We start from the raw sequence: 23007 nt of genomic DNA on the forward strand, positions 1-23007 counted from the left end.
GGACGATTCCGTGCCGGGCCCCACCGCTTCCGGCGTGACGTACGTCCAGGCTTCCCGCCCTACTTCTTGCGGCCGCGCTTCTCACGCACCCGTACGGAGATATGGATCGGGGTGCCCTCGAAGCCGAACTCCTCGCGCAGCCGGCGTTCCACGAAGCGCCGGTAGCCGGCCTCGATGAAGCCCGAGGCGAAGAGCACGAAGCGCGGCGGCTTCGTACCCGCCTGCGTACCGAACAGGATGCGGGGCTGCTTGCCGCCCCGGATCGGGTGCGGGTGCGCGGCGACCAGCTCGCCCAGGAACGCGTTGAGCCGGCCGGTCGGGACCCGGGTCTCCCAGCCCGCGAGGGCCGTCTCGATCGCCGGGACCAGCTTCTCCATATGACGGCCGGTGCGTGCCGAGACATTCACCCGGGGGGCCCAGGCGACCTGTGCCAGCTCCGTCTCGATCTCCCGCTCCAGGTAGTAGCGGCGCTCCTCGTCAAGGGTGTCCCACTTGTTGTACGCGATGACCAGGGCGCGGCCCGCCTCGACGGCCATCGTGATGATCCGCTGGTCCTGGACGCTGATGGACTCGCTGGTGTCGATCAGTACGACCGCCACCTCGGCCTTCTCGACGGCGGCGGCGGTGCGCAGCGACGCGTAGTAGTCCGCGCCTTCCTGGAGATGGACCCGGCGGCGGATACCGGCGGTGTCGATGAACTTCCAGACGACGCCGCCCAGCTCGATCAGCTCGTCCACCGGGTCACGGGTGGTGCCCGCGATCTCGTTGACGACGACGCGGTCCTGACCCGCGACCTTGTTGAGCAGGGACGACTTGCCGACGTTCGGGCGGCCGATGAGCGCGATACGGCGGGGGCCGCCGAGGGCGGTGCCGAACGTCTGCGCCGGGGCCTCCGGCAGCGCTTCGAGCACCGCGTCGAGCATGTCGCCGGTGCCCCGGCCGTGCAGCGAGGAGACCGGGTGGGGCTCGCCGAGTCCGAGCGACCAGAGCGCCGTGGCATCGGCCTCGCCGCTCGGTCCGTCGACCTTGTTGGCGCAGAGCACGACGGGCTTGCCCGCCTTGCGCAGCAGCCGTACCACGGCCGTGTCGGTGTCGGTCGCGCCGACCGTGGAGTCCACGACGAAGACGACCGCGTCGGCGGCCTCGATCGCGTACTCGGCCTGGGCGGCGACGGAGGCGTCGATGCCGAGGACGTCCTGCTCCCAGCCGCCGGTGTCGACGATCTTGAAGCGGCGGCCCGCCCACTCGGCCTCGTAGGTGACCCGGTCGCGGGTGACGCCGGGCTTGTCCTCGACGACCGCCTCACGGCGGCCGATGATCCGGTTCACGAGAGTGGATTTGCCGACATTCGGGCGGCCGACGACGGCGAGGACGGGCAGCGGGCCGTGACCGGCCTCACCGATCGCGCCCTCCACCTCCTCGGCCTCGAAGCCCTCCTGAGCGGCAAGCTCCATGAAGTCCGCGTACTCGGCATCGCCGAGCTCTCCGTGCTCGTCGGCGGAGTCGATCTGGTCGTTCATGAAGTCCGTACCTCGTTCATCGTGATCGGTGCGCCGCGGCACGCGGCGCACTACTCAAGTCTTTCCTAGCGCCCGGTCAGGCGCCTGGCGTTTTCCAGGTGGACGGTCAGCCGCTCCTGGATCCGCGCGGTGGCGTCGTCCAGCGCCTTGCGGGTGCGCCGCCCACTGCCGTCCCCCGCCTCGAAGGCATCGCCGAAGACGACGTCCACGCGGCTGCGCAGCGGGGGCAGCGCCGGTATCAGCCGGCCCCGGCGGTCCGTGCTGCCCAGGACGGCCACCGGCACGATCGGCGCCCCGGACCGTACGGCGAAGTACGCCAGCCCGGCGCGCAGTGAGGCGAAGTCTCCCTCGCCCCGGGTGCCCTCGGGAAATATCCCCAGCACCCCGCCGTCCCTGAGCACCCCGAGCGCGTCGGTGATCGCGGCGCGGTCGGCGACCGTACGGTCCACCTTCAGCTGCCCGATGGCCCGCAGGAACGGGTCGAGCGGGCCGATGAACGCTTCCTTCTTGATCAGGAAGTGCACCGGACGGGGCGCGGTGCCCATCAGCATCGGGCCGTCGATGTTGTGCGCGTGGTTGACGGCGAGGATGACGGGGCCGCTCGCCGGGACCCGCCACGCGCCCAGCACCCGCGGCCTCCACAGGCCGTGCATCAGCCCGATGCCGATGCCGCGCCCGATCGCCGCGCCCCTCTCCGAGGCCGGGGCCGGGGTCACGTCCTTCGGTGACGTGGCTCCGGCCGCCGGTGCTGACGGTGTGCTCACTTCGCGTTCCGCTTCTCCTCGACCAGGGTCACGACACACTCGATGACCTGCTGGAGCGTGAGATCCGTGGTGTCCACCTCGACCGCGTCGCCGGCCTTCGCGAGCGGGGACGTCTTACGGCTGGAGTCGGCCGCGTCCCGCTTGACCAGGGCGTCCTTGGTGGCGCTGACATCGGTCGCCTCCTTGCCCTTCAGCTCACCGCTGCGCCGGGCCGCGCGCGCCTCCGGGGACGCGGTGAGGAAGATCTTGACGTCGGCGTCAGGCAGCACGGTCGTACCGATGTCGCGGCCCTCGACCACGATCCCCTTCTCGGCCGCCGCGGCGATGGAGCGCTGGAGCTCGGTGACGACGGTCCGTACCTCGGGGACGGCGCTGACCGCGCTCACCTTGGAGGTGACCTCCTGGGTACGGATCGGACCCGCGGCGTCCGCACCGTCCACGGTGATCGTGGGGGCGGCCGGGTCGGTCCCGGAGGCCAGTACGGGCTTGCCCGCGGCGGTCGCGACGGCGGCGGCGTCCGACACGTCGACACCGTTGGTGATCATCCACCAGGTCATCGCGCGGTACTGCGCGCCGGTGTCCAGGTAGTTCAGCCCGAGCTGGGCGGCCACGGCCTTGGAGGTGCTCGACTTGCCCGTGCCGGAGGGCCCGTCGATGGCGACGATCACAGCGGCCGGTGCGGTCCGGGCGGGGGTTGCTCCGTTGTCCACGGGGGTCGGACACCTTCCTGGTTCAAAGGGGGTGGATGTGCGGGGACGCACATACGCCCCCGCACAAGGTTACCGAGTACTCAGGACCCCGAACGCACCCGTTCGGCGGCACGCCCGCCGGACCGCTGCCGGACTACTGCCGGATCGACCAGCCGCGTTCCCGCAGGGCCGCCGAGAGCACCGGAGCCGCCGACGGCTCCACCATCAGCTGCACCAGGCCCGCCTGCTGCCCGGTCGCGTGCTCGATCCGTACGTCCTCCACGTTGACCCCGGCGCGGCCCGCGTCCGCGAAGATACGCGCCAGCTCGCCGGGCTGGTCGCTGACGAGGACGGCCACGACCTCGTACGTCGTGGGGGCGGCGCCGTGCTTGCCCGGTACCCGCACCCGTCCCGCGTTACCGCGCCGCAGGACGTCCTCGATCCCGGCGGCCCCGCCCCGCCGCTTGTCCGCGTCCGAGGACTGGAGCGCGCGCAGCGCCTCGACCGTCTCATCGAGGTCGGCGGCGACCCCGGCCAGTACGTCGGCGACCGGGCCGGGGTTGGCGGAAAGGATCTCGACCCACATCCCGGGATCGGAGGCCGCGATCCGGGTGACATCGCGGATGCCCTGGCCGCAGAGGCGTACGGCCGTCTCGTCGGCTTCCTCAAGACGGGCGGCGACCATCGACGAGATCAGCTGCGGGGTGTGCGAGACCAGGGCGACCGCGCGGTCGTGCGCGTCGGCGTCCATCACCACCGGCACCGCGCGGCACAGCGCGGCCAGCTCCAGGGCGAGGTTCAGCACCTCGGTGTCGGTCTCCCGGGTCGGCGTCAGCACCCACGGGCGCCCCTCGAAGAGATCGGCCGTCGCGGCCAGCGGTCCCGAGCGCTCCTTGCCGGCCATGGGGTGCGTACCGATGTACGGGGCGAGATCGAGGCCGAGCGCCTCCAGCTCACGCCGGGGGCCGCCCTTGACGCTGGCCACGTCCAGATAGCCGCGGGCCACGCCGTCGCGCATCGCCGCGCAGAGCGTGGCGGCGACATGCGCGGGCGGTACGGCGATGATCGCGAGGTCGACGGGGCCTTCGGGCGCCTCGTCCGTCCCCGCGCCGAGCGCGGCGGCGGTCCTGGCCCGCGAGGGGTCGTGGTCGCTGAGATGGACGGTGACCCCGCGGCCGGCCAGGGCCAGCGCCGCCGAGGTGCCGATCAGGCCCGTACCGATGACGACGGCGGTTCTCACTGGGCGATGTCCTTGCGGAGGGTGGCCGCGGCGCCGAGGTAGACGTGCGCGATCTGGGACTTGGGGAGGTCGGACTCGATATGGGCGAGGATACGGACGACGCGCGGCAGGGCGCCCGCGATGTCCAGTTCCTGGGCGCAGATCAGCGGGACGTCGACGATGCCGAGCCCGCGGGCCGCGGCGGCCGGGAAGTCGCTGTGCAGATCGGGCGTGGCCGTGAACCAGACGCTGATCAGATCGTCCGCGGTGAGCGCGTTGCGGTCCAGGATCGCGGTGAGGAGCTGCCTGACCTGGTCGTCCATGTGCCCGGCTTCGTCCCGCTCCAGCTGGACCGCTCCGCGGACCGCTCGTACCGCCACGACGTTCTCCTCAGTGATCGAGTGCTCGTCCCAGGGTAGTCAGCCGCGGGCGACGGGGGCGCGGCGGCCGTTCCCCGGGACGGACGGAGCACACCGGAACGTTCCGGTGTGGGTGCCCCCGTACCCTCTCCCCGTACCCTCACCTCCATGACCTCGCCGGAAGCGCTCGTCCGTGAACACACCGTCTACGCGTGTGTGATGGGCTCGCGCGCCTTCGGACTCGCGACGGAGGGGAGCGACACCGACCGGCGCGGTGTCTTCCTCGCCCCGACCCCGCTCTTCTGGCGCTTCGAGAAGCCGCCGACCCATGTGGACGGCCCGGCCCCGGAGCAGTTCTCCTGGGAGCTGGAACGCTTCTGCTCCCTCGCCCTGCGCGCCAACCCGAATGTGCTGGAGTGCCTGCACTCCCCGCTCGTCGAGCGGATCGACGACACGGGCCGTGAACTGCTCGCCCTGCGCGACGCGTTCCTGTCCCGCCACGCGCATCAGACCTTCGTCCGCTACGCCGAGGGCCAGCACGGGAAGCCGGCGGCGGACGTACGCCGGCACGGCGCCCCGCGCTGGAAGCACGCCACGCATCTGCTGCGGCTGCTCGCCTCCTGCCGGGATCTGCTGCGTACGGGCACGGACGACGAAGTCGTCCAGCGCCTCGTACGCGACGGGATCACCGGGCAGCGCCGTCCCTGACCGCGCCTCTTCCAGCTCCGCCCGCGCGGAGACGGTCCTCGGGGCTTCTTCTTCCGTGTGTACGCGTGGATCTTCCGTGCGTACGCGTGGATCAAGAATCCCAGAGCGCTCCCAGCGCCATCAGATCGCCGTGGTACTCGATCCGCTCCGCCCACTCCTGGGGCCAGGCACCCGCGCCCAGGTGAGCGCCCGCGAACGCGCCCGCGAGGCAGGCGATGGAGTCGGAGTCGCCCCTCGTGCAGGCGGCGCGGCGCAGGGCGATGACCGGGTCCTGGGGGAAGAGGAGGAAGCAGAGCAGGCCGGTGGCGAGGGCTTCCTCGGCGATCCAGCCGTCTCCGGTGGCCAGACAGGGGTCGGTCTCGGAAGAGGGGGTGCGCAGGGTCTCCTGAAGGCGTTCCAGGGCCGCCAGGCACTCGTCCCAGCCCCGGGCGATGAAGGTCTCGGGCGTGGGGTCGCCGGTGAGGGTCCAGAGGTCGCCGAGCCAGCGGTGGTAGTAGTGCTCGCAGTTCTCGTACGCGTACGAGCGCAGCTGGCCCACCAGCCCCTGCGGCTCGCCGCCGTGCGCCAGCAGATAGACCGCGCGGGCCGTCAGGTCGGAGGCGGCGAGTGCCGTCGGATGGCCGTGGGTGAGCGCCGCCTGCAACTGCGCGGCGCCGCCCCGCTGTTCGTCGCTGAGGCCGGGGACGAGTCCGATCGGCGCGACCCGCATATTGGCGCCGCAGCCCTTGGAGTCGATCCGGCTGGCCCGCTGCCAGGGGCGGTCGCTGTCGAGGAGCTCGCAGGCCGTCAGGCAGGTGCGGCCCGGAGCGCGGTTGTTGTCCGGGGAGTGGTACCAGCGGACGAACTCGTCGCGCACCGGCCGCTCAAGACGCAGCGGGCCGAGCACGCCCCGGTCCATCGCGGTCCTGATCCCGCGCGCGAACGCCAGCGTCATCTGGGTGTCGTCCGTGACGAACGCGGGCTCCGGGAGCGCCATCTCCCGCCAGGGACCGCACTTGGCCAGGATCGACGGCACATCGTTGAACTCGGTGGGAAAGCCCAGCGCGTCACCGAGCGCGAGCCCGATCAGCGAGCCCGTGGCAGCCTGTTTGGTCAGGGCCCTCGCGATGATCATGCGTTCCGTCCTTCCGGTCGCAGCAGAGGTGGGTGCAGCGTGGTGGCGGGGCCCGCGCGGTACAGCGCGGCCGGTTTCCCCCGGCCACCCGTCCGGCGCGGTGGCCCCTCCAGCGCCTGGACGAAACCGGGCGTGGTGAGGACTTTGCGCCGGAAGTTGGGGCGGTCGAGAGCCACGCCCCAGACGGTCTCGTACACCTGCCGCAGCTCCCCGAGCGTGAACTCCGGCGGGCAGAAGGCGGTGGCGAGACAGGTGTATTCGAGCTTGGCGCCGACCCGGTCGTAGGCGTCGGCGAGGATGTGTTCGTGGTCGAAGGCGAGCGGCCCGCGGGCACCGAACTCCACCCACTGGGCGCGGGCCGCGTCCCCGCCGCCGCGCGGCTCGGGCAGGTCGGGGACGAGTGCCGCGTACGCCACGGACACCACCCGCATCCTGGGGTCGCGGTCCGGATCGCTGTAGGTGCGCAGCTGCTCCAGATGGAGCGCGCCCGCGGTCCGCGCCACCAGGCCGGTCTCCTCGGCGAGTTCGCGGCGGGCGGCCTGTCCGGCCGATTCCCTCGGCCGTACGAAGCCGCCGGGCAGTGCCCAGTCGCCCCGGTACGGTTCCTCTCCTCGCTCGACGAGGAGTACATGCAGCCGGCCCAGGCGCACGGTGAAGACGGCGAGATCGACGGTGACCGCGAACGGCTCGAAGGCGCCGGGGTCGTATCCCCTCGGAACGCGCCGCCCCCGGGCCGTCATGACCGCTCCGGCCGGGAGGAGCCTGGGCCACCCCCGTGGGTCCAGGTCCACCGGCCGTACACGCGCACCGCCGTCGGAGTCACGATCGCGTGATTCACGGCCACCCCCTTAATAGTCACCTTGACTATAAAGCTGAACGGGCGGTCCGCACAAGGGCGAAGCCCGCGGCCATCGGGCCGCGGGCTTCGCGCTGTCCGGCGTATCCCCGAGGGGGCGCCGCGGGGCGTGTTACAGCCCGACTTCCTTCATCAGCATGCCGACCTCGGTGTTGGTGAGGCGGCGCAGCCAGCCGGACTTCTGGTCGCCCAGCGGGATCGGGCCGAAGGATGTCCGGACGAGCCGGTCGACCGGGAAGCCCGCCTCGGCGAGCATCCGGCGGACGATGTGCTTACGGCCCTCGTGGAGGGTGACCTCCACCAGGTAGTTCTTGCCGGTGTTCTCGACGACCCGGAAGTGGTCGGCCTTGGCGTAGCCGTCCTCCAACTGGATGCCGTCCTTCAGCCGCTTGCCCAGATCGCGCGGCAGCGGGCCCTGGATCGCGGCGAGATAGATCTTCTTGACGCCGTACTTGGGGTGCGTGAGGCGGTGGGCCAGCTCACCGTGGTTGGTGAGCAGGATGATGCCCTCGGTCTCCGTGTCGAGCCGGCCGACATGGAAGAGCCGGGTCTCGCGGTTGGTGACGTAGTCGCCGAGGTTCTGCCGCCCGTCGGGGTCCCCCATCGTGGAGACGACCCCGGCCGGCTTGTTCAGCGCGAAGAAGAGATGCGACTGCGTGGCGACCGTCAGCCCGTCGACCTTGATCTCGTCGCGGTCCGGGTTCACGCGCATGCCCTGTTCGAGGACGATCTCGCCGTTCACCTCGACCCGGGCCTGCTCGATCAGCTCCTCGCACGCCCGGCGCGACCCCATGCCGGCGCGGGCGAGGATCTTCTGCAGCCGCTCGCCCTCCTGCTCGGCGCCCGGGTTGGTCCTGGGCGTCTTGACCGAGGGCCTGTCCGCGTACCGGTCGCGGTTGCGCTGCTCGATCTTGGCGTCCAGCTCGCGCGGCCGGGACGGGGAACCGCGCCGCGGACCGCCGCGGCCGGCGCTCTGCGAAGGCTTGGGACCGCCCTTGGCACCGCCGCGGGCCGCCGCGCCCCGGGCACCGCCCTGACGGGAACCCCCGCCGGAGGCGCCGCCCGCGGAACCGCCGGAACCCCCGGAGCCACCGGAACGGCGCGCGCCGGCAGGTGCCCCGGACGCGCCGGAACCACCGGTGGGACCCGAGCGGCCGACGTCGTAACGGCGCTCCTCGGGACGGGGTCGGGACGGCCGCTTCTGCTCGTCGTCACGCCCGCTGCCGGCTCCCCGGTTGTCCCGGTTGCCGCCGCCGCTCCCGCCTCCGCCGTTCCTGTTGCCGCTGCCGCTGTTCCTGCCGTTGCTTCGCATCAAAGTTCCGTCTTGTCGTCTGCGTCGGTATCCGGTGCGTCCGGATCGAACGACGGAACGCCTTCCTGGCTCTCGGCCTCGATCGCGTCCGCCTCGGGGAGGAAGGGCGCGAGCTCCGGGAGCTCGTCCAGGCCCCGCAGGCCCATCCGCTCCAAAAAGTAGTTCGTCGTCCTGTACAGGATCGCACCTGTTTCGGGTTCCGCGCCCGCCTCCTCCACCAGCCCGCGCTGGAGCAGGGTCCGCATGACGCCGTCACAGTTCACTCCGCGCACCGCCGAGACCCGGGAACGGCTCACCGGCTGGCGGTACGCGACGACCGCCAGCGTCTCCAGCGCCGCCTGGGTGAGCCGGGCCTGCTGGCCGTCGAGTACGAACGCCTCGACGGCCGCCGCGTACTCGGACCGGGTGTAGAAACGCCAGCCGCCGGCGATCAGCCGCAGCTCGAAACCCCGGCGCCCCACCGTGTACTCGTCGGCCAGCTCGCGCAGCGCGTCGGCGACGGCCCGCCGGGGGCGGTCGAGGACCTTCGCGAGATGTTCCTCGGTGGCGGGCTCGTCGACGACCATGAGGACCGCCTCCAGCGCGGGCTTGAGGTCCAGGTCCGCGACCGTACCCGCGGACCGCTCCCTGGCCTGTTCCCGCTCGCTCTCCCTCACATCGTCACCTTCTTCTCACCCGTTCCCTCACCCGTTCCGTCGGCCGGTCCTTCGCCCGTTCCGTCCGCCGGTCCTTCATCCGCTCCTTCGGCCGGTCCGGACTCGCGGTCGAACTCGTCCGTCACGGCGGCCTCCACGTCACCGTCCCCGCCCGTCCAGCGGACCATGAGCGGGCCCAGCGCCTCCTCCTGGTCCAGGGCGACGGCACGCTCCCGGTAGAGCTCCAGCAGCGCCAGGAAGCGCGCCACGACGGTGAGGGTGTCCGCGGCGTCCTCGGTGAGCGCCGAGAAGCTGACCTCACCGCGCTCCCGCAGCAGCGCGACGAGGACCCCCGCCTGTTCCCGCACCGACACCAGGGGCGCGTGGATGTGCTCGACGTACACCTGCGGCCTGGGCTTCGGTTGCATCGCCTTCACGGCGAGCCGGGCGAAACCCTCGGGCCCGATGCTGATGACGACCTCGGGCAGCAGCGCGGCGTGGTGCGGCTCCAGTCCGACGGTACGGGGATAGCGCCGGGCCTCGGTGTCCAGACGCTCGCTGAAGATCTCCGCGACCTGTTTGTACGCGCGGTACTGAAGGAGCCGCGCGAAGAGCAGGTCCCGCGCTTCGAGCAGCGCGAGATCGGCCTCGTCCTCGACCTCCGCGGCGGGCAGCAGGCGGGCGGCCTTCAGATCCAGCAGGGTCGCCGCGACGACCAGGAACTCGGTGGTCTGGTCGAGGTCCCAGTCCGGCCCCATGGCCCGGATGTGCGCCATGAACTCGTCGGTGACCTTCGACAGCGCGACCTCGGTCACATCCAGCTTGTGCTTGGAGATGAGCTGGAGCAGCAGGTCGAAGGGGCCCTCGAAGTTGACCAGCCGTACGGTGAACCGCCCGTCACCGGGAGCGGACTCGGCCTCGGGCTCCGACACCCGTGCGGGCTCGGGCACCGGCTCCGGTACGGGAGCGGGCTCCGCCACAAGCCCGGGTACGGGTGCGGGCGGCGGCTCCGCTTCGGGGGCGGACTCCGGTACGGGAGCGGACTCCGCTACGGGCTCGGACACCGGCTCGGGCGCCGACGCCCCTGGCCCGCGGCCCAGAGTGCGGCGGGTCGGGCGGTGAAGACCGGGGGGCGGGGGCATCGAGGTCCTGGGGGCGGGAGCGGAGGAGCGGCCCGCGCAGGCTATCCTCAGCGCCCGCGCAGGCGCCGTACGAGGATGCTCGCGTCGCCCCGCGATTCGAGGTCGGCGAGGACCACTGCGACGGCCTCGCGGACGATCCGGCCGCGGTCCACCGCGAGTCCGTGCTCACCGCGCAGCACGAGCCGCGCGTGTTCGAGGTCCATCAGTTCCTCGGCCGAGACATAGACCGTAATCTTCTCGTCGTGCCGTTCGCGTCCGCTGGGGCGGCGGTTGGCGCCGCGCCCCCGGCGGCGCTGCTGCCCGCCCTGCGGCCCGGCGGCCTGTGACTGGCCCGGACCCTGCCCCTGGCCCGGGGAGGACGCGGAGGCGGCCTCCTGCGGCCGTCGCCCCTTCACGGAGGAGGCGGCCTGCTCCGCGTCGGCGGTCCGGCTCCGGGACGGCTCCTGGGCGTCCGTACCGGCGGCGGAGTGCTCCTCCACCGCGGTGGAGGAGGCGGCGCCCGCCGGGTCGCCGGACGGATCGCTCTCCCCCGCCGGAGCGGGTACCCGGGGCTCGCCGTTGGCGTTCCTGCGCCGGTCCGCCGGAGAGGAGGACTGCAGCGCCATGCCCCCGGTCGTACGGAACAGTTCGTCGGCCCCGGGCAGACTCACTCGGCGTGACACCGGGCGAGCACCTCCCTGGCGAGCTGGCGATACGCGGCGGCGCCGACGGAGTTCGAGGCGTACGTGGTGATCGGCTCACCGGCGACCGTGGTCTCCGGGAACCGTACGGTCCGCCCGATCACCGTGTGGTAGACGTGATCGTCGAAGGCCTCGACCACGCGCGCGAGGACCTCACGGCTGTGCACCGTACGGGAGTCGTACATCGTGGCGAGGATGCCGTCGAGCTCCAGCTCGGGGTTGAGCCGCTCCTGGACCTTCTCGATGGTCTCCGTCAGCAGCGCCACCCCGCGCAGCGCGAAGAACTCGCACTCCAGCGGCACGATCACCTTGTGCGCGGCGGTCAGCGCGTTCACGGTCAGCAGACCGAGCGAGGGCTGACAGTCGATCACGATGTAGTCGTAGTCCTGCATCAGCGGCTTCAGCGCCCGCTGGAGCGTGGACTCGCGCGCCACCTCGCTCACCAACTGCACTTCCGCGGCCGAGAGATCGATATTGCTCGGCAGCAGGTCCATGTTGGGCACGGCGGTCTTGAGCAGCACCTCGTCGGCCGCCATGCCCCGCTCCATGAGCAGGTTGTAGACGGTGAGGTCCAGCTCCATCGGGTTCACACCGAGGCCGACCGACAGGGCTCCCTGCGGGTCGAAGTCGACGAGCAGCACACGCCGGCCGTACTCCGCGAGCGCGGCACCCAGGTTGATGGTCGACGTCGTCTTGCCGACGCCGCCCTTCTGGTTGCACATCGCGATGATCTTCGCGGGGCCGTGGTCGGTCAGCGGGCCCGGGATCGGGAAGTACGGCAGGGGACGCCCGGTCGGGCCGATCCGCTCGCGACGCTGGCGGGCCGCGTCGGGGGCGAGGGTGGCCGCGTACTCGGGGTCCGGCTCGTACTCGGCGTCGGGGTCGTAGAAGTGCCCCTCGGGCACTTCGTCGTAGTCGGCGAATGGAGTGGACTCTCGGCCACCCTCGTTGCCGGCCATGGCGTTCACGTGTTGGCCGTCCATCATCTGGTGGGCTGTCGTCATGTGCTGGTGGGTGGCGAAGGTGCGGACCGCTACGGAGCCGACAGCCTTGAGCCCGGACGACGGGCTCTGGCTCCTCACAGGCATTCCTGGTTGACCACCCCCGGGAGTAAATGTCGACTCATTCACAAGTCGTCTTACCTCCTTGGACTGGACCAGGAAACTTATCGATAGGTCAGCGTGGCACCATGCCGACGGTTGGCGACTCTATGGCGTGTCACCGCTTCGCAGCAACACAATCCGCCGGACCCGGCCCGATGTGTCGGCAACGGAACACCTCTCTGTCAAGGGCGCACAAGCCTCTCACCAAGGCGCGCCCCACATGATTCGCCGACGCGCGAAACGGTTGAAAGCATTACGTTCGAGGCGTGTTGACCAGCCGTCCGACGGCCACCGGACACGCGTACGGCCGGACCTCGCCACGCAAGATCCGGCCGTTGGCGCGATGTTGACGAGGCGCGTTGACACCTCAGCCCAGAAGCGCGGCCAATTCGGCGTGATCCAGCCCATGGGCCTCGGCGACCTCGCGGTAAATGACCTGGCCTTCATGGGTGTTGAGCCCCTTGGCGAGCGCCGGGTCCCGGCGCAGCGCGTCGAGCCAGCCGCGGTTCGCCAGCTCCACGATGTACGGCAGCGTGGCGTTGGTCAGTGCGTACGTGGAGGTGTGCGGTACGGCGCCCGGCATGTTGGCCACGCAGTAGAAGACCGAGTCATGGACCCGGAACGTCGGCTCGGCGTGCGTCGTCGGCCGTGAATCCTCGAAGCAGCCGCCCTGATCAATCGCAATGTCGACAAGTACACTTCCGGGCTTCATCTTGGCGACAAGCTCGTTCGTGACCAGCTTCGGCGCCTTCGCGCCGGGGATGAGCACGGCGCCGACGACGAGGTCGGCCTCGACGACCGCCTTCTCCAGTTCGAAGTCGTTGGAGACGATGGTCTGGACCTTCGTGCCGAAGATCCTGTCGGCCTCGCGCAGCTTGTTGATGTCCCGGTCGAGCAACGTCACATGGAAGCCCATGCCGACGGCGATCTGTGTGGCGTTCCAGCCCGAGACACCGCCGCCGATGACGACGGCCCGGCCGGCCGCCGTACCGGGCACACCGCCCGGCAGCACACCCCGGCCGCCGGCCGAGCGCATCAGGTGGTACGCGCCGACCTGCGGCGCCAGCCGGCCCGCGACCTCGGACATTGGGGCGAGCAGCGGCAGCGCGCGGTTCGCGGTCTCGACGGTCTCGTACGCGATGGCGGTGGTGCCGGAGTCCAGCAGGGCGTCCGTGCACGCGCGGGACGCGGCGAGATGCAGATACGTGAAGAGCGTCTGCCCCTTGCGCAGCCGGTGGTACTCCTCGGCGATCGGCTCCTTGACCTTCAGCAGCAGATCGGCGGCGGCCCAGACCTCGTCGGCGGTGGCCAGTATCCGCGCGCCGGCCGCGCCGAACTCCTCGTCCGTGATCGAGGAACCGGCGCCGGCGTTCCGCTCGATGACGACCTGATGACCCTGGCGTACCAGCTCATGGACGCCGGCCGGGGTGATGGCCACCCGGAACTCGTTGTTCTTGACCTCGCGGGGGATACCGACCAACACGGCAGATCACGGTCCTTGGCTCAGGGGATGTCCGGGGGATGTCCAGGGGCGATCCCATACATACCCGGGCACACGTGGCGCGCGGGCAGACGCCGCGGAAGGTGCGGCGTAGCCAGTTTAATGAAGGATTTCTCGGTGTCTAGCCTTGCAAAGCACCAATCCCCAGCCGAAGCGCTACGGATTTCGTAGGTGTTTTCCCTCCGTTTCCAGCAGACGATCGGCTGTGGCCCGGTGCAGCCGCGCCGCGGTGGGATCGCCGAGCCTGTCCAGGGTGTCGGCCAGCCTGAGCTGGAGAGCGGCCTGGAGCCGTTCGTCCCCGGCCAGCCGCGCCCACTCGACCGCCTCCTGGCAGGTGCGCAGCGACTCCTGGGGCCGGCCCGCGTACTCCTGGACCCGGGCCGCCTCGCTCAAGGCCCTTGCCTGGCCCGGGAGATCGCGCAGCCTGCGGTAGCCCGCGACGGCGGCCCGCCAGTTGCGCAGCGCCTCGCCGTACAGCCCCGCGTAGGTGAAGACGGTGCCGAGCCGCCCGTACAGCCGGGCCTCGTCGGCCCGCTCGCCCCGGCTCAGCCGCTGGGCGAGCGCCCTGCCGTACCAGTCGGCGGCCCGCTGCCAGTCCCGCAGATCCTGGTAGGCGCCACCTACGGATTCCATCGCGCGGCCGGTCGCGTAGAGGTCGTTCGCGGTCCTTCCGGCGTCCAGCGCGGCGCGGTAGCGGACGAGCGCGTCCCGCGTCCGGCCGGTCCGGGCGTCCAGATCGCCGATGTTCAGCAGCGCGGCGGCCTGCTCGCGGTGCAGCTCGCGCCGCTCGGCGATATCGAGCACCAGCTGATGGAGCCCGTACAGCTCGGGCGCCGCGGCCTCCGTGCCCCGGTGCGCGGCCAGCGCCCTGACCAGCGCGGCCACCAGCCTCCGGGCGAGTGTGTCCAGCTCGCCGTCGGCGACCGCGAGCCGGGCGGAGGCGAGCAGCGCGGGCTGTCGCGCGCGCAGCCATCCGGCCGCCGCCGCGGCGTTCGGGAAACGCAGCGCGCGGGGCAGCGCGGCCAGCTTCTTGCGGGCCGGGGAGCCGTCGGGGTCGGTGACGGCGCGGCAGGACTGGAGCAGCCGTACGCTCCGCTCCAGCATCCGCGCGCGGGCGAGCTGCACCTCGGCGGGCCGGTCGTGCTCCGCCATGACGGTCCGCAGCAGCGGGACCAGACAGCCGGGCACCTCGTACTGCTCGGCGTCGACCGTCCGGAGCAGTCCCCGGGCGGCGAAGTCGTCCAGTGTGGTCCTGGCGGCCGAGACGGAACAGCCGGCCAGCGCGGACGCGGTGTGCGCGTCGGCGAGGCCCGCGGGCGCGAGGGCGAGCAGTCGCAGTATCCGGGCGGCGGGCGACGGCAGGGTCTCGTAGACGAGATGGAAGGCGCGTGCGAGCGGCCGGTCGCCGACGGGCCGGTCCCAATCGTGCGGCAGGGCCCGCAGCTGTTTGGTCACATCGGCGACGGACGCGGTGGGCCGGGCGGCCAGCCAGCCGCCGGCCAGCACGAGCGCGGCGGGCTGGCCGCCGCACTCCTCGGCCAGCGACTCCGCGGCCTGGGGATCGACGGTGATCCGGACGGCGCCGGTGAACCGGCCGAGCAGTTCGATGGCGGACTTGGTGTCCATGCCGCCGAGCGTGCACGGCCGGACGTCGGGGATCCCGGTGAGCGGGCCCTGCGCGACCGCGACCACCAGACAGCCGGGGTTGTCGGGCACCAGCGGATCGACCTGCTCGGCGTTCACGGCGTCGTCGAGGAGCAGCAGCACCCGCCGTACGGAAAGCGCCTCGCGGACCATCTCGGACAGCTCGTCCTCGCCCGCGCCCGGCGGGGTGGCGAGGCCGAACGCGTCAAGGATCTCGCGCGCGGTCCGCTCGGTGGGCACCGCTTCGCCGCCGGGCTCGGTGAGCCGGGTCCGTACGACACCGTCCGGATAGCCGTCGATCAGCTGCCGGGTCAGCTCCTCGGCCAGCGCGGTACGGCCCGAGCCCGGCCGGCCCGCGATCAGCAGCACCCGGGCGCGCGGCTCCTTGCGGCCGGAGAGCGTGTTGAGCCCGGCCCGCTCGATGTCGCCGCGCAGCGCCTTGAGTTCCCGCTGTCTGCCGAAGAACGCCCCGTCGTGCGCGGGCCTCCCCCGGTGCGGGCCACGCTCGTCGGACGGCGCTCCCGCCGGCTCGGCCGGCCGCGTGAGGTCCGGACGGGGTACGGCCGGCTCGGCGGGGATGACCGGGGACAGACATCCGGCTCCGGGCCCGGACGGCAGATCCCCCGGCTCGGACCGTGGATCCGCCGTCCCGGACCGTGAAGCGTCGCCCCCGGGAGGAGCGCCGGCCCCCGGACCGGTCTCCATCGGGGCCTGATCGGCCGGGGCCTGATCTGCGGGTCCGGCGGGTCCGGCGGGTCCGTCCGCCGGACCCGATTCGTCCGTACGCGCCTCCTCGCACAGCGCCTGCCGCGCGTCACCACGCTCCGTCACACCGTCCGGCGTCTGCCTCGCCGTGCCGCTCGCGCTCACGGCGTCGGTCGCGTCCTCGGGACCCTCCGGGACACTCACCCGGGCCGTACCTTTCATCTCGGAACCCGCTGTCGACCGCTTCTTGGCGGCCGATGTGGCACGGCTCCGCCGCTTGCCCGACGGGCCGTCAGTTTCGTCCGCCCCCAGGGCGGTTGGCTTCCCGCTCCGAGTGCTGCCGCGCTTTCCCCCGGCGCCCGGACGGCCGGGGCCACTCACATCCACCGCCTGATCCGTCACGGGCCACGCTCCGTCCGCCTGCGCACGAGCCGAGCCCGGCGGGTCTCCGCACGGGCGGTACGAGCGTAGTTCACTCTCAGCGACGAGAACGGTGGAGCGTGGCCGATATGTCCCCCAATCGGATCAGCATTTTTTCAGACTGGAGAATCACCGGACGCCGGGGCGCGGAGGCACCGGCCTCAGGACCGGTTCAGGACCAGCTCAGGACTGGCTCAGGACGGGCTCAGGATTCGAACGGGCGCGCGGGCCAGGGTGCCTCGGCCGGCCGAAGCGACTCGATGCCGCCGCCCGCCAGCGCCGCGGTGAGCGCAAGCACCCCGACCGCGAGGCAGTTGTTGTGCAGTTCACCGGCGAGCACACCCCGTACCAGCTCGGCCGTCTCCACCCGGGCCAGCTCCATGTCCGCCTCCTCGTCGGAGACCTCGAAGCGCTCGCCCTCCGCCTCCGACAGACCGCGCGCGAGGAAGACCCGTACCGCCTCGTCGGAGCCGCCTGGCGTGGTGTAGACGTCGGTCAGCACCCGCCAGTCCTCGGCCTTGACATGCGCCTCCTCGTACAGCTCGCGCTGGGCCGCGTGCAGCGGGTTCTCGCCCGGCACATCGAGCAGGCCCGCCGGGATCTCCCAGAGCTTGTGGCGGACGGGATGGCGGTACTGGCGCAGTACGAGGACCCGGCCCGCGTCGTCCAGGGCGAGGATCGCCACGGATCCGGGGTGGACCTGGTAGTCGCGCGACACGACCGAACCGTCGGGCATGACCACTTCATCCGTACGGACACTGGTCTTGTTGCCGCGGAAGGGCGTCGAGGTCGCGGTGACCCGCCACTCCTCGGGGGCGTCCTTGATCGTCATGAAAGCGTCCTCCCACACTGTGGCGCACAAGCGGAAACCGGGGCACAGGTCCCGAAAGACCCGTGCCCCGGCTCCCACCGTATCGCTTGGGGGGATCGCTCAGGACTGGGCGGCCACCGGCTCCACCGGGGTCCGCGGCCCGCCCTGGTCCGAGCCCGCGCGGGCGTCCCGCCGGCGCTCCACCGCGGCCTTCACCAGCCCGGCGAAGAGCGGATGCGGCCTGGTCGGCCGGGACCGCAGCTCCGGGTGGGCCTGGGTGGCGACCAGATACGGGTGCGTGGAGCGCGCGTACTCGACGTACTCGACCAGCTTGTTGTCCGGGGACGTGCCCGAGAAGACCAGCCCGGCCTTCTTCTCCAGCTCCGCGCGGTACGCGTTGTTGACCTCGTAGCGGTGGCGGTGGCGCTCCTCCACGTACGGCTGGTCGTCATAGACCTCGCGCACGATCGAGCCCTCGGCGAGCTTCGCCGGGTAGAGACCGAGCCGCATCGTGCCGCCCAGGTCTCCGGCGCCCTCCACATAGGCGAGCTGTTCCTCCATGGTGGAGATCACCGGGTGGGCGGTGCCGGAGTCGAACTCGGTGGAGTTGGCGTCGGGGATCCCGGCGACATTGCGCGCGGCCTCGATGACGATGCACTGGAGGCCCAGGCAGAGGCCGAGCAGCGGGACCTTGTGCTCCCTGGCGTACTGGATGGCGCCGACCTTGCCGGTGACACCGCGCTCGCCGAAGCCGCCGGGGATCAGGATCCCGTCGACGTCGGCCAGCTGCCTGGCGGCGCCCGCCGGGGTCTTGCAGTCGTCCGAGGTGACCCACTTCACCTTGACGCGCGCCCTGTTCGCGAAGCCCCCGGCGCGGATCGCCTCGGTCACCGAGAGATAGGCGTCCGGGAGGTCGATGTACTTGCCGACCAGCGCGACGGTGACCTCGTGGTCGGGGTTGTGGACGCGGTCCAGCAGATCGTCCCAGACCGTCCAGTCCACATCGCGGAACGGCAGATCCAGCTTGCGCACGACATAGGCGTCCAGGCCCTCGGTGTGCAGCACCTTCGGGATGTCGTAGATCGACTTGGCGTCCACACACGCCACCACGGCCGTCTCGTCGACATCGCACATCAGCGAGATCTTGCGCTTGATCGCGGTCGGTACGTCGCGGTCGGCGCGGAGCACGATCGCGTCCGGCTGGATACCGATGTTGCGCAGGGCCGCGACCGAGTGCTGGGTCGGCTTGGTCTTCAGCTCCCCGGAGGGGCCGATGTACGGCAGCAGCGAGATGTGCACGACGAAGACGTTGTCGCGGCCGACCTCGTGGCGCACCTGGCGGACGGTCTCCAGGAACGGCAGCGACTCGATGTCGCCGACCGTGCCGCCGACCTCCGTGATGACGACATCGACGTCGTCGGCGGCCATGCGCCGGATGCGGTGCTTGATCTCGTTGGTGATGTGCGGAATGACCTGAACCGTGTCACCCAGGTACTCGCCGCGCCGCTCCTTCGCGATGACCTGCGAGTAGACCTGGCCAGTGGTGACATTGGCCGAGCCGTCGAGGTCCACATCGAGGAAGCGCTCGTAGTGGCCGATGTCCAGGTCGGTCTCGGCTCCGTCATTGGTGACGAAGACCTCACCGTGCTGGAACGGGTTCATCGTGCCCGGGTCGACGTTCAGATACGGGTCGAGCTTCTGCATGGTGACCCGCAGGCCACGCGCCTTGAGCAGCGCGCCCAGACTGGAGGCGGTCAGGCCCTTGCCGAGGGAGGAGGCAACACCCCCGGTGACGAAGATGTGCTTGGTCGTCGAGGATGTCGTGGATCGGTTCGGCATGGCCAAGAGGGGGCTCCCGTGGTCGCGGTCTGAGGTGCGTGCCGGTGTCCCGGTCGAAGACTGAAGGGACTTCCGTCGCTGCGGGTACGGGGCCCCGTTGCGTGCAGGGAGTCCACCGGTCCACGGGCTACCAGGGTATCAGCGCCGAGGGGAGGGTGCTTCCGGCCACGCGCCGCCGTCCGCATCCGATGAGCCTTTCCCCCGAGTCGGCCTTTTTTCCCGCGAGTCACCCTTGACCCGCCCGTTCGGCGGACCGATGTTGTCGGGACCGTGGCGCAGAGCCCCGTCGTGCGTCGTATCCTGCTCAAACATTCGCTGCCGAGTCCGGCCGGCAAACGGCACCATTCCCGCCCGATTTCCCGGAAATAGAGCTCGTCAACGACCCTTGACCGAAGTACGCGCCCCACGGGGCGGACATGGCCGTTCGACTGGAGATGCACGTGGCCGGGCGCATCGAGGATTACGCACTCATCGGAGACATGCAGACCGCTGCCCTGGTCTGCCGGGACGGCACAGTCGATTGGCTGTGCCTGCCCCGCTTCGACTCGCATGCCGTGTTCGCGGCTCTGCTCGGCACCGATGAGCATGGTTTCTGGCGGCTGGGCCCCGCCCATCCCGCGGGTTCCGTACCGCCGCGGGCCACCCGGCGCCGCTACCGCGGAGACTCACTGATTCTCGAATCGGAGTGGGACACCCCGCGCGGCACCGTGAGAGTGACCGATTTCATGCCGCCGCGTGACGGCGCGCCGCAGGTGATCCGGATCGTGGAGGGCATCAGCGGACGCGTGCCGATGCGGTCCGCGCTGCGGATGCGGTTCAGTTACGGGCGGGTCGTGCCCTGGGTCCACAAGGTGGACAACCGCACGGTCGCCGTCGCGGGGCCCGACTCGGTCTGGCTGGATACGGACGCCGAGACGTACGGCAAGGACCTCACGACGTACTCCGACTTCACGGTGGCGCCGGGCGACCGGATCACCTTCACGATCAGCTGGCAGCCCTCGCACCGGCAGCCGCCCGCGCTGCCCGACCCGGAGGGCTCGCTGGAGGCGACCTCCGACTTCTGGCGCGAATGGGTCGAGCACTGCACGTACCACGGCCCCTACCGGGAGGCGGTGGTCCGTTCGCTGATCACGCTCAAGGCGCTGACCTACGCGCCGACGGGCGGGATCGTGGCGGCGCCGACGACCTCGCTGCCCGAGGAGATCGGCGGCGTGCGGAACTGGGACTACCGCTACACCTGGCTGCGCGACGCCGCGATCACGCTCTCCTCGCTGCTGCGCACGGGCTACCGCGAGGAGGCCCGCGCCTGGCGCGAATGGCTGCTGCGCGCGGTCGCCGGCGACCCGGAGAATCTGCAGATCATGTACGGGATCGCGGGCGAGCGTGAGCTGGGTGAGGCGGAGCTCGACTGGCTGCCCGGCTATGAGCGCTCGGGGCCGGTCCGGGTCGGCAACGGCGCCGCGCACCAGCTCCAGCTGGATGTGTACGGCGAGGTCACCGAAGCACTGCATCTGGCGCATATGACCGGTCTGGCGCGCAACGACTACGCCTCCGTCCTCCAGCTCAAGCTGATCCAGTATCTGGAGAAGCACTGGGACCAGCCGGACGAGGGCATCTGGGAGGTGCGCGGTCCGCGCCGGCACTTCGTGCACTCGAAGGTGATGGCCTGGGTCGCGGTCGACCGCACGATCAAGCTGATCGAGTCGGGCGACGCCGACGGGCCGCTGGAGCGCTGGCGCGAGATGCGGGACGACATCCACCGCGATGTCTGCGAGAAGGGGTACGACAAGGAGCGCAACACCTTCACGCAGTCGTACGGCTCCAAGGAGCTGGACGCGTCGCTGCTGCTCATTCCGCAGATGGGCTTCCTGCCGCCGGACGACAAGCGGGTCATCGGCACGATCGAGGCGATCCAGCGGGAGCTGTCCACGGAGGACGGCTTCGTCATGCGGTACCCGACCTCGGGCGAGGACGCCGGGGTGGACGGTCTGGAGGGCGACGAGGGCGCGTTCCTGGCCTGCTCGTTCTGGCTCGCCGACGATCTCGCGATGATCGGGCGGGTGGACGAGGCCAGGAAGCTCTTCGAGAAGCTGCTCGCGCTCCGTAACGATCTGGGGCTGCTGGCCGAGGAGTGGGACTCCCGGCTCCAGCGTCAGGTGGGGAACTTCCCGCAGGCGTTCAGCCATGTCCCGCTGATCGATACGGCGCTGAGGCTGACGGCTTCGGGGGCGTACGGCGGCTGATGCCCGCACCGGGCCCTGTGTGGCCCGTGTGGCTCCGGGGCCCGGACAACGGTGGGGCAACCGCCGTGGTCCGGGCCCCGCGCTCTTTTCCAGTAGCCTCCGGCGTCATGGACAGTCAGGGCGGAATCACCGTGCGGCGGGCCCTTGAGCTGCCGGGGCTCCGGGCCGGCCTGCCCGAGGTCGTCGCCTGCGCGGACCGGCTGGACCGTACGGTGCGCTGGGTGCACGCGGGTGAGGTGCCGTACATCGCGTCCCTGCTCAAGGGCGGCGAGCTGCTTCTCACGACGGGCATCGGGCTGGGCAGCCGCCCGGCCGAACAGCGGGTCTTCGTCCGCAGGCTCGCCGAGCGCGGGATCGCGGCGCTGGTGGTGGAGCTGGGGTCCCGGTTCGACCGGCTGCCCGCGACGGTCGTGGAGACAGCGCGGGCCGCCGGGCTGCCGCTGGTGCAACTGCACCGCGAGGTGCCGTTCGTCTCGGTCACCGAAGAGGTGCACACCGAGATCGTGAACGGCCATTACGCGCTGCTGCGGCAGGCCGAGGAGGTCCACCGGCGGTGCACGGAAGCGCTGCTCGACGGCGGCGGGGTGCCGCAGGTGCTCCGTATCCTCGCGGATTTCGCCGGCAATCCGGTCTTCCTGGAGACGGCGGAGGGACGCCTGCTGTACGCGGCGGCCCCGGGCGCGGGTCCGGCCGCCGCCGATCCGCTCCAGATCTGGGAGGGGCTGCGCGGCCAGCGGGCGGCGCGTGAGGCGGGACCGCCCGCCGGCGCGGTGCTGGTGGATGTCCCCGGCGGCGGGCACGGCACCGGGGCGGTACGGGCGCGGCTGGTGCTGCCCGCCGTATCGGCGCCGCCGCTGCCGGTGCACCGGCTGGCGGCCGAGCGCGCGGCGGACATCCTGGCGGTCGTCCTGATGCAGGCCCGTCAGGACGAGGAGCTGGCGGCGCGTGGCCGTGGCGACTTTCTGACAGATCTCGCGGAGGGCCGGATCCTCGCCGAGGACGCGCCCGCGCAGGCGAAGGTGCTGGGTTTCAAGCCGGGCGAGGGGCCGCTGCTGCCGGTGGTGATGCGGCTGGCCCCCGAGTCGGCCCCGTCGGGCAACTGGGCGCTGCTCGCCAGGGCCGTGCTGGAGGAGCTGTCGTCGGTGGGGGTACCGGTGCTGCTGGGCGTACGGCCCGTGGAGGGCCGGGTTCCGCTGCTGCTGGGTCTGCGCTCCGAGTCCGAGCGTACGGCGGTGGCCGACCGGGTCGCGACGGCGCTGCGCGCGGGTGTGGAGCGGGCCGGACTGGAGCGTCCCGGGGCGCAGCCGCCGGTGGTGGTCGTCGGTGTCGCGGGCGGCTGGGCGGCGGCGAGCGCGGGGCTGCGGCACGCGGCGGAGACCGCGACGGCGGCCCAGGGACTGCCCGACCGCGCCTGGTACGACGCACGCCGGCTGGATATCGATCTGCTGCTGTGGCGGCTGCGTGAACACCCTGATCTGGCGGCCTTCGTGGACCGCGCGATCGGTCCGCTGCGCGCGCACGACCGGACCTCACGCCCTCCGCTGCTGCCCACCCTTGAGGTCTATCTGGCCCACGCGGGCCGCAAGGCGGAGACGGCGCGTGAGCTGCATCTGAACCGCCAGACGCTCTACAACCGGCTGGCGCGGATCGCGGAGCTGCTCGGCACGGACCTGGACGATCCGCAGACGGTACTGGCCCTGAGCCTGGCGCTGCGGGCGAGACGTCACACGCTCTGACGCGGCC

17 protein-coding genes and 2 pseudogenes are annotated in these 23007 nt (G+C 71.5%); 3 read left to right on the forward strand and 16 right to left on the reverse strand.

What is annotated here, in order from left to right:
• Positions 1–59: 59 nt before the first annotated feature.
• The 5 genes from der to aroH form a co-directional block, all read right to left on the reverse strand.
• Positions 60–1520, reverse strand: coding sequence for a ribosome biogenesis GTPase Der (gene der / locus ACFRMN_RS36780; RefSeq protein WP_383028424.1), 1461 nt, complete (start codon positions 1518–1520; stop codon positions 60–62).
• 65 nt (positions 1521–1585) lie between these two features.
• Positions 1586–2323: a lysophospholipid acyltransferase family protein gene (locus ACFRMN_RS36785; RefSeq protein ID WP_383028427.1), complete on the reverse strand. Its 738-nt coding sequence runs from the start codon at positions 2321–2323 to the stop codon at positions 1586–1588.
• On the reverse strand, positions 2281–2994 hold the full coding sequence (cmk, locus tag ACFRMN_RS36790; RefSeq protein ID WP_383028429.1) for a (d)CMP kinase: 714 nt from the start codon (positions 2992–2994) through the stop codon (positions 2281–2283). Before cmk ends, ACFRMN_RS36785 begins: the two co-directional genes overlap by 43 nt.
• A gap of 133 nt (positions 2995–3127) precedes the next feature.
• Complete coding sequence (locus tag ACFRMN_RS36795; protein ID WP_383028432.1) at positions 3128–4213, reverse strand: prephenate dehydrogenase; 1086 nt, start codon at positions 4211–4213, stop codon at positions 3128–3130.
• Positions 4210–4572: a chorismate mutase gene (gene aroH, locus ACFRMN_RS36800; protein ID WP_383028434.1), complete on the reverse strand. Its 363-nt coding sequence runs from the start codon at positions 4570–4572 to the stop codon at positions 4210–4212. The genes ACFRMN_RS36795 and aroH overlap by 4 nt, the downstream gene beginning before the upstream one ends.
• Positions 4573–4719: 147 nt before the next feature.
• On the opposite strand from aroH, the pseudogene ACFRMN_RS36805 reads away from it, so the two are divergent.
• Positions 4720–5196: pseudogene (locus ACFRMN_RS36805) on the forward strand (DNA polymerase beta superfamily protein); the annotation flags it as partial.
• Positions 5197–5350: 154 nt separating this feature from the next.
• On the opposite strand, the gene ACFRMN_RS36810 reads toward ACFRMN_RS36805, so the two are convergent.
• The 11 genes and pseudogenes from ACFRMN_RS36810 to ACFRMN_RS36860 all read right to left on the reverse strand — a co-directional run bounded on the left by ACFRMN_RS36810 (position 5351) and on the right by ACFRMN_RS36860 (position 19021).
• The gene (locus ACFRMN_RS36810) at positions 5351–6373 is read right to left on the reverse strand and encodes an ADP-ribosylglycohydrolase family protein (protein ID WP_383028437.1); all 1023 of its coding nucleotides are present in this window, start codon (positions 6371–6373) and stop codon (positions 5351–5353) included.
• A complete protein-coding gene (locus tag ACFRMN_RS36815; protein WP_383028439.1) occupies positions 6370–7113 on the reverse strand; it encodes an NUDIX domain-containing protein in 744 nt (247 codons plus the stop codon). The genes ACFRMN_RS36810 and ACFRMN_RS36815 overlap by 4 nt, the downstream gene beginning before the upstream one ends.
• Positions 7114–7341: 228 nt before the next feature.
• On the reverse strand, positions 7342–8541 hold the full coding sequence (locus tag ACFRMN_RS36820; protein ID WP_383028442.1) for a pseudouridine synthase: 1200 nt from the start codon (positions 8539–8541) through the stop codon (positions 7342–7344).
• Entirely contained in the window at positions 8541–9107 is a 567-nt protein-coding gene (gene scpB / locus ACFRMN_RS36825; protein WP_383028482.1) for an SMC-Scp complex subunit ScpB, read from the reverse strand. Before scpB ends, ACFRMN_RS36820 begins: the two co-directional genes overlap by 1 nt.
• 86 nt (positions 9108–9193) lie before the next feature.
• Positions 9194–10318, reverse strand: coding sequence for a segregation and condensation protein A (locus ACFRMN_RS36830; RefSeq protein ID WP_383028444.1), 1125 nt, complete (start codon positions 10316–10318; stop codon positions 9194–9196).
• Between the two features lie 47 nt (positions 10319–10365).
• Entirely contained in the window at positions 10366–10968 is a 603-nt protein-coding gene (locus ACFRMN_RS36835; protein WP_383028484.1) for a hypothetical protein, read from the reverse strand.
• Positions 10965–12086 (reverse strand): ParA family protein, encoded by a 1122-nt coding sequence (locus ACFRMN_RS36840; RefSeq protein ID WP_030354916.1) that lies wholly within the window; start codon positions 12084–12086, stop codon positions 10965–10967. Before ACFRMN_RS36840 ends, ACFRMN_RS36835 begins: the two co-directional genes overlap by 4 nt.
• Before the next feature lie 382 nt (positions 12087–12468).
• Complete coding sequence (gene ald / locus ACFRMN_RS36845) at positions 12469–13584, reverse strand: alanine dehydrogenase (protein ID WP_383028446.1); 1116 nt, start codon at positions 13582–13584, stop codon at positions 12469–12471.
• Positions 13585–13742: 158 nt separating this feature from the next.
• A pseudogene (locus tag ACFRMN_RS36850) lies at positions 13743–15951 on the reverse strand (tetratricopeptide repeat protein); the annotation flags it as partial.
• Between the two features lie 625 nt (positions 15952–16576).
• Positions 16577–17203 (reverse strand): NUDIX domain-containing protein, encoded by a 627-nt coding sequence (locus ACFRMN_RS36855; protein ID WP_383028449.1) that lies wholly within the window; start codon positions 17201–17203, stop codon positions 16577–16579.
• A gap of 99 nt (positions 17204–17302) precedes the next feature.
• The gene (locus ACFRMN_RS36860; protein WP_383028451.1) at positions 17303–19021 is read right to left on the reverse strand and encodes a CTP synthase; all 1719 of its coding nucleotides are present in this window, start codon (positions 19019–19021) and stop codon (positions 17303–17305) included.
• Between the two features lie 416 nt (positions 19022–19437).
• Between ACFRMN_RS36860 and ACFRMN_RS36865 the strand changes: the two genes are divergently transcribed.
• Positions 19438–21264 carry a glycoside hydrolase family 15 protein gene (locus ACFRMN_RS36865; protein ID WP_383028454.1) on the forward strand — a complete coding sequence of 609 codons (1827 nt, stop codon included), beginning with the start codon at positions 19438–19440 and terminating at the stop codon, positions 21262–21264.
• 107 nt (positions 21265–21371) lie between these two features.
• Positions 21372–23000: a PucR family transcriptional regulator gene (locus ACFRMN_RS36870; RefSeq protein WP_383028455.1), complete on the forward strand. Its 1629-nt coding sequence runs from the start codon at positions 21372–21374 to the stop codon at positions 22998–23000.
• Positions 23001–23007 lie beyond the last annotated feature (7 nt).

It is taken from the genome of Streptomyces sp. NPDC056835 (assembly GCF_042789485.1).
GTDB lineage: Bacteria > Actinomycetota > Actinomycetes > Streptomycetales > Streptomycetaceae > Streptomyces.

Excerpts from the sequence above, each read along its gene's own strand:
- der (WP_383028424.1), bottom strand. The coding sequence starts at position 1,520 with ATGAACGACCAGATCGACTCCGCCGACGAGCACGGAGAGCTCGGCGAT.
- ACFRMN_RS36810 (WP_383028437.1), bottom strand. The coding sequence starts at position 6,373 with ATGATCATCGCGAGGGCCCTGACCAAACAGGCTGCCACGGGCTCGCTG.
- ACFRMN_RS36815 (WP_383028439.1), bottom strand. The coding sequence starts at position 7,113 with ATGACGGCCCGGGGGCGGCGCGTTCCGAGGGGATACGACCCCGGCGCC.
- ACFRMN_RS36820 (WP_383028442.1), bottom strand. The coding sequence starts at position 8,541 with ATGCGAAGCAACGGCAGGAACAGCGGCAGCGGCAACAGGAACGGCGGA.
- scpB (WP_383028482.1), bottom strand. The coding sequence starts at position 9,107 with ATGGTCGTCGACGAGCCCGCCACCGAGGAACATCTCGCGAAGGTCCTC.
- ACFRMN_RS36830 (WP_383028444.1), bottom strand. The coding sequence starts at position 10,318 with ATGCCCCCGCCCCCCGGTCTTCACCGCCCGACCCGCCGCACTCTGGGC.
- ACFRMN_RS36840 (WP_030354916.1), bottom strand. The coding sequence starts at position 12,086 with ATGCCTGTGAGGAGCCAGAGCCCGTCGTCCGGGCTCAAGGCTGTCGGC.
- ACFRMN_RS36855 (WP_383028449.1), bottom strand. The coding sequence starts at position 17,203 with ATGACGATCAAGGACGCCCCCGAGGAGTGGCGGGTCACCGCGACCTCG.
- ACFRMN_RS36860 (WP_383028451.1), bottom strand. The coding sequence starts at position 19,021 with ATGCCGAACCGATCCACGACATCCTCGACGACCAAGCACATCTTCGTC.
- ACFRMN_RS36865 (WP_383028454.1), top strand. The coding sequence starts at position 19,438 with ATGGCCGTTCGACTGGAGATGCACGTGGCCGGGCGCATCGAGGATTAC.
- ACFRMN_RS36870 (WP_383028455.1), top strand. The coding sequence starts at position 21,372 with ATGGACAGTCAGGGCGGAATCACCGTGCGGCGGGCCCTTGAGCTGCCG.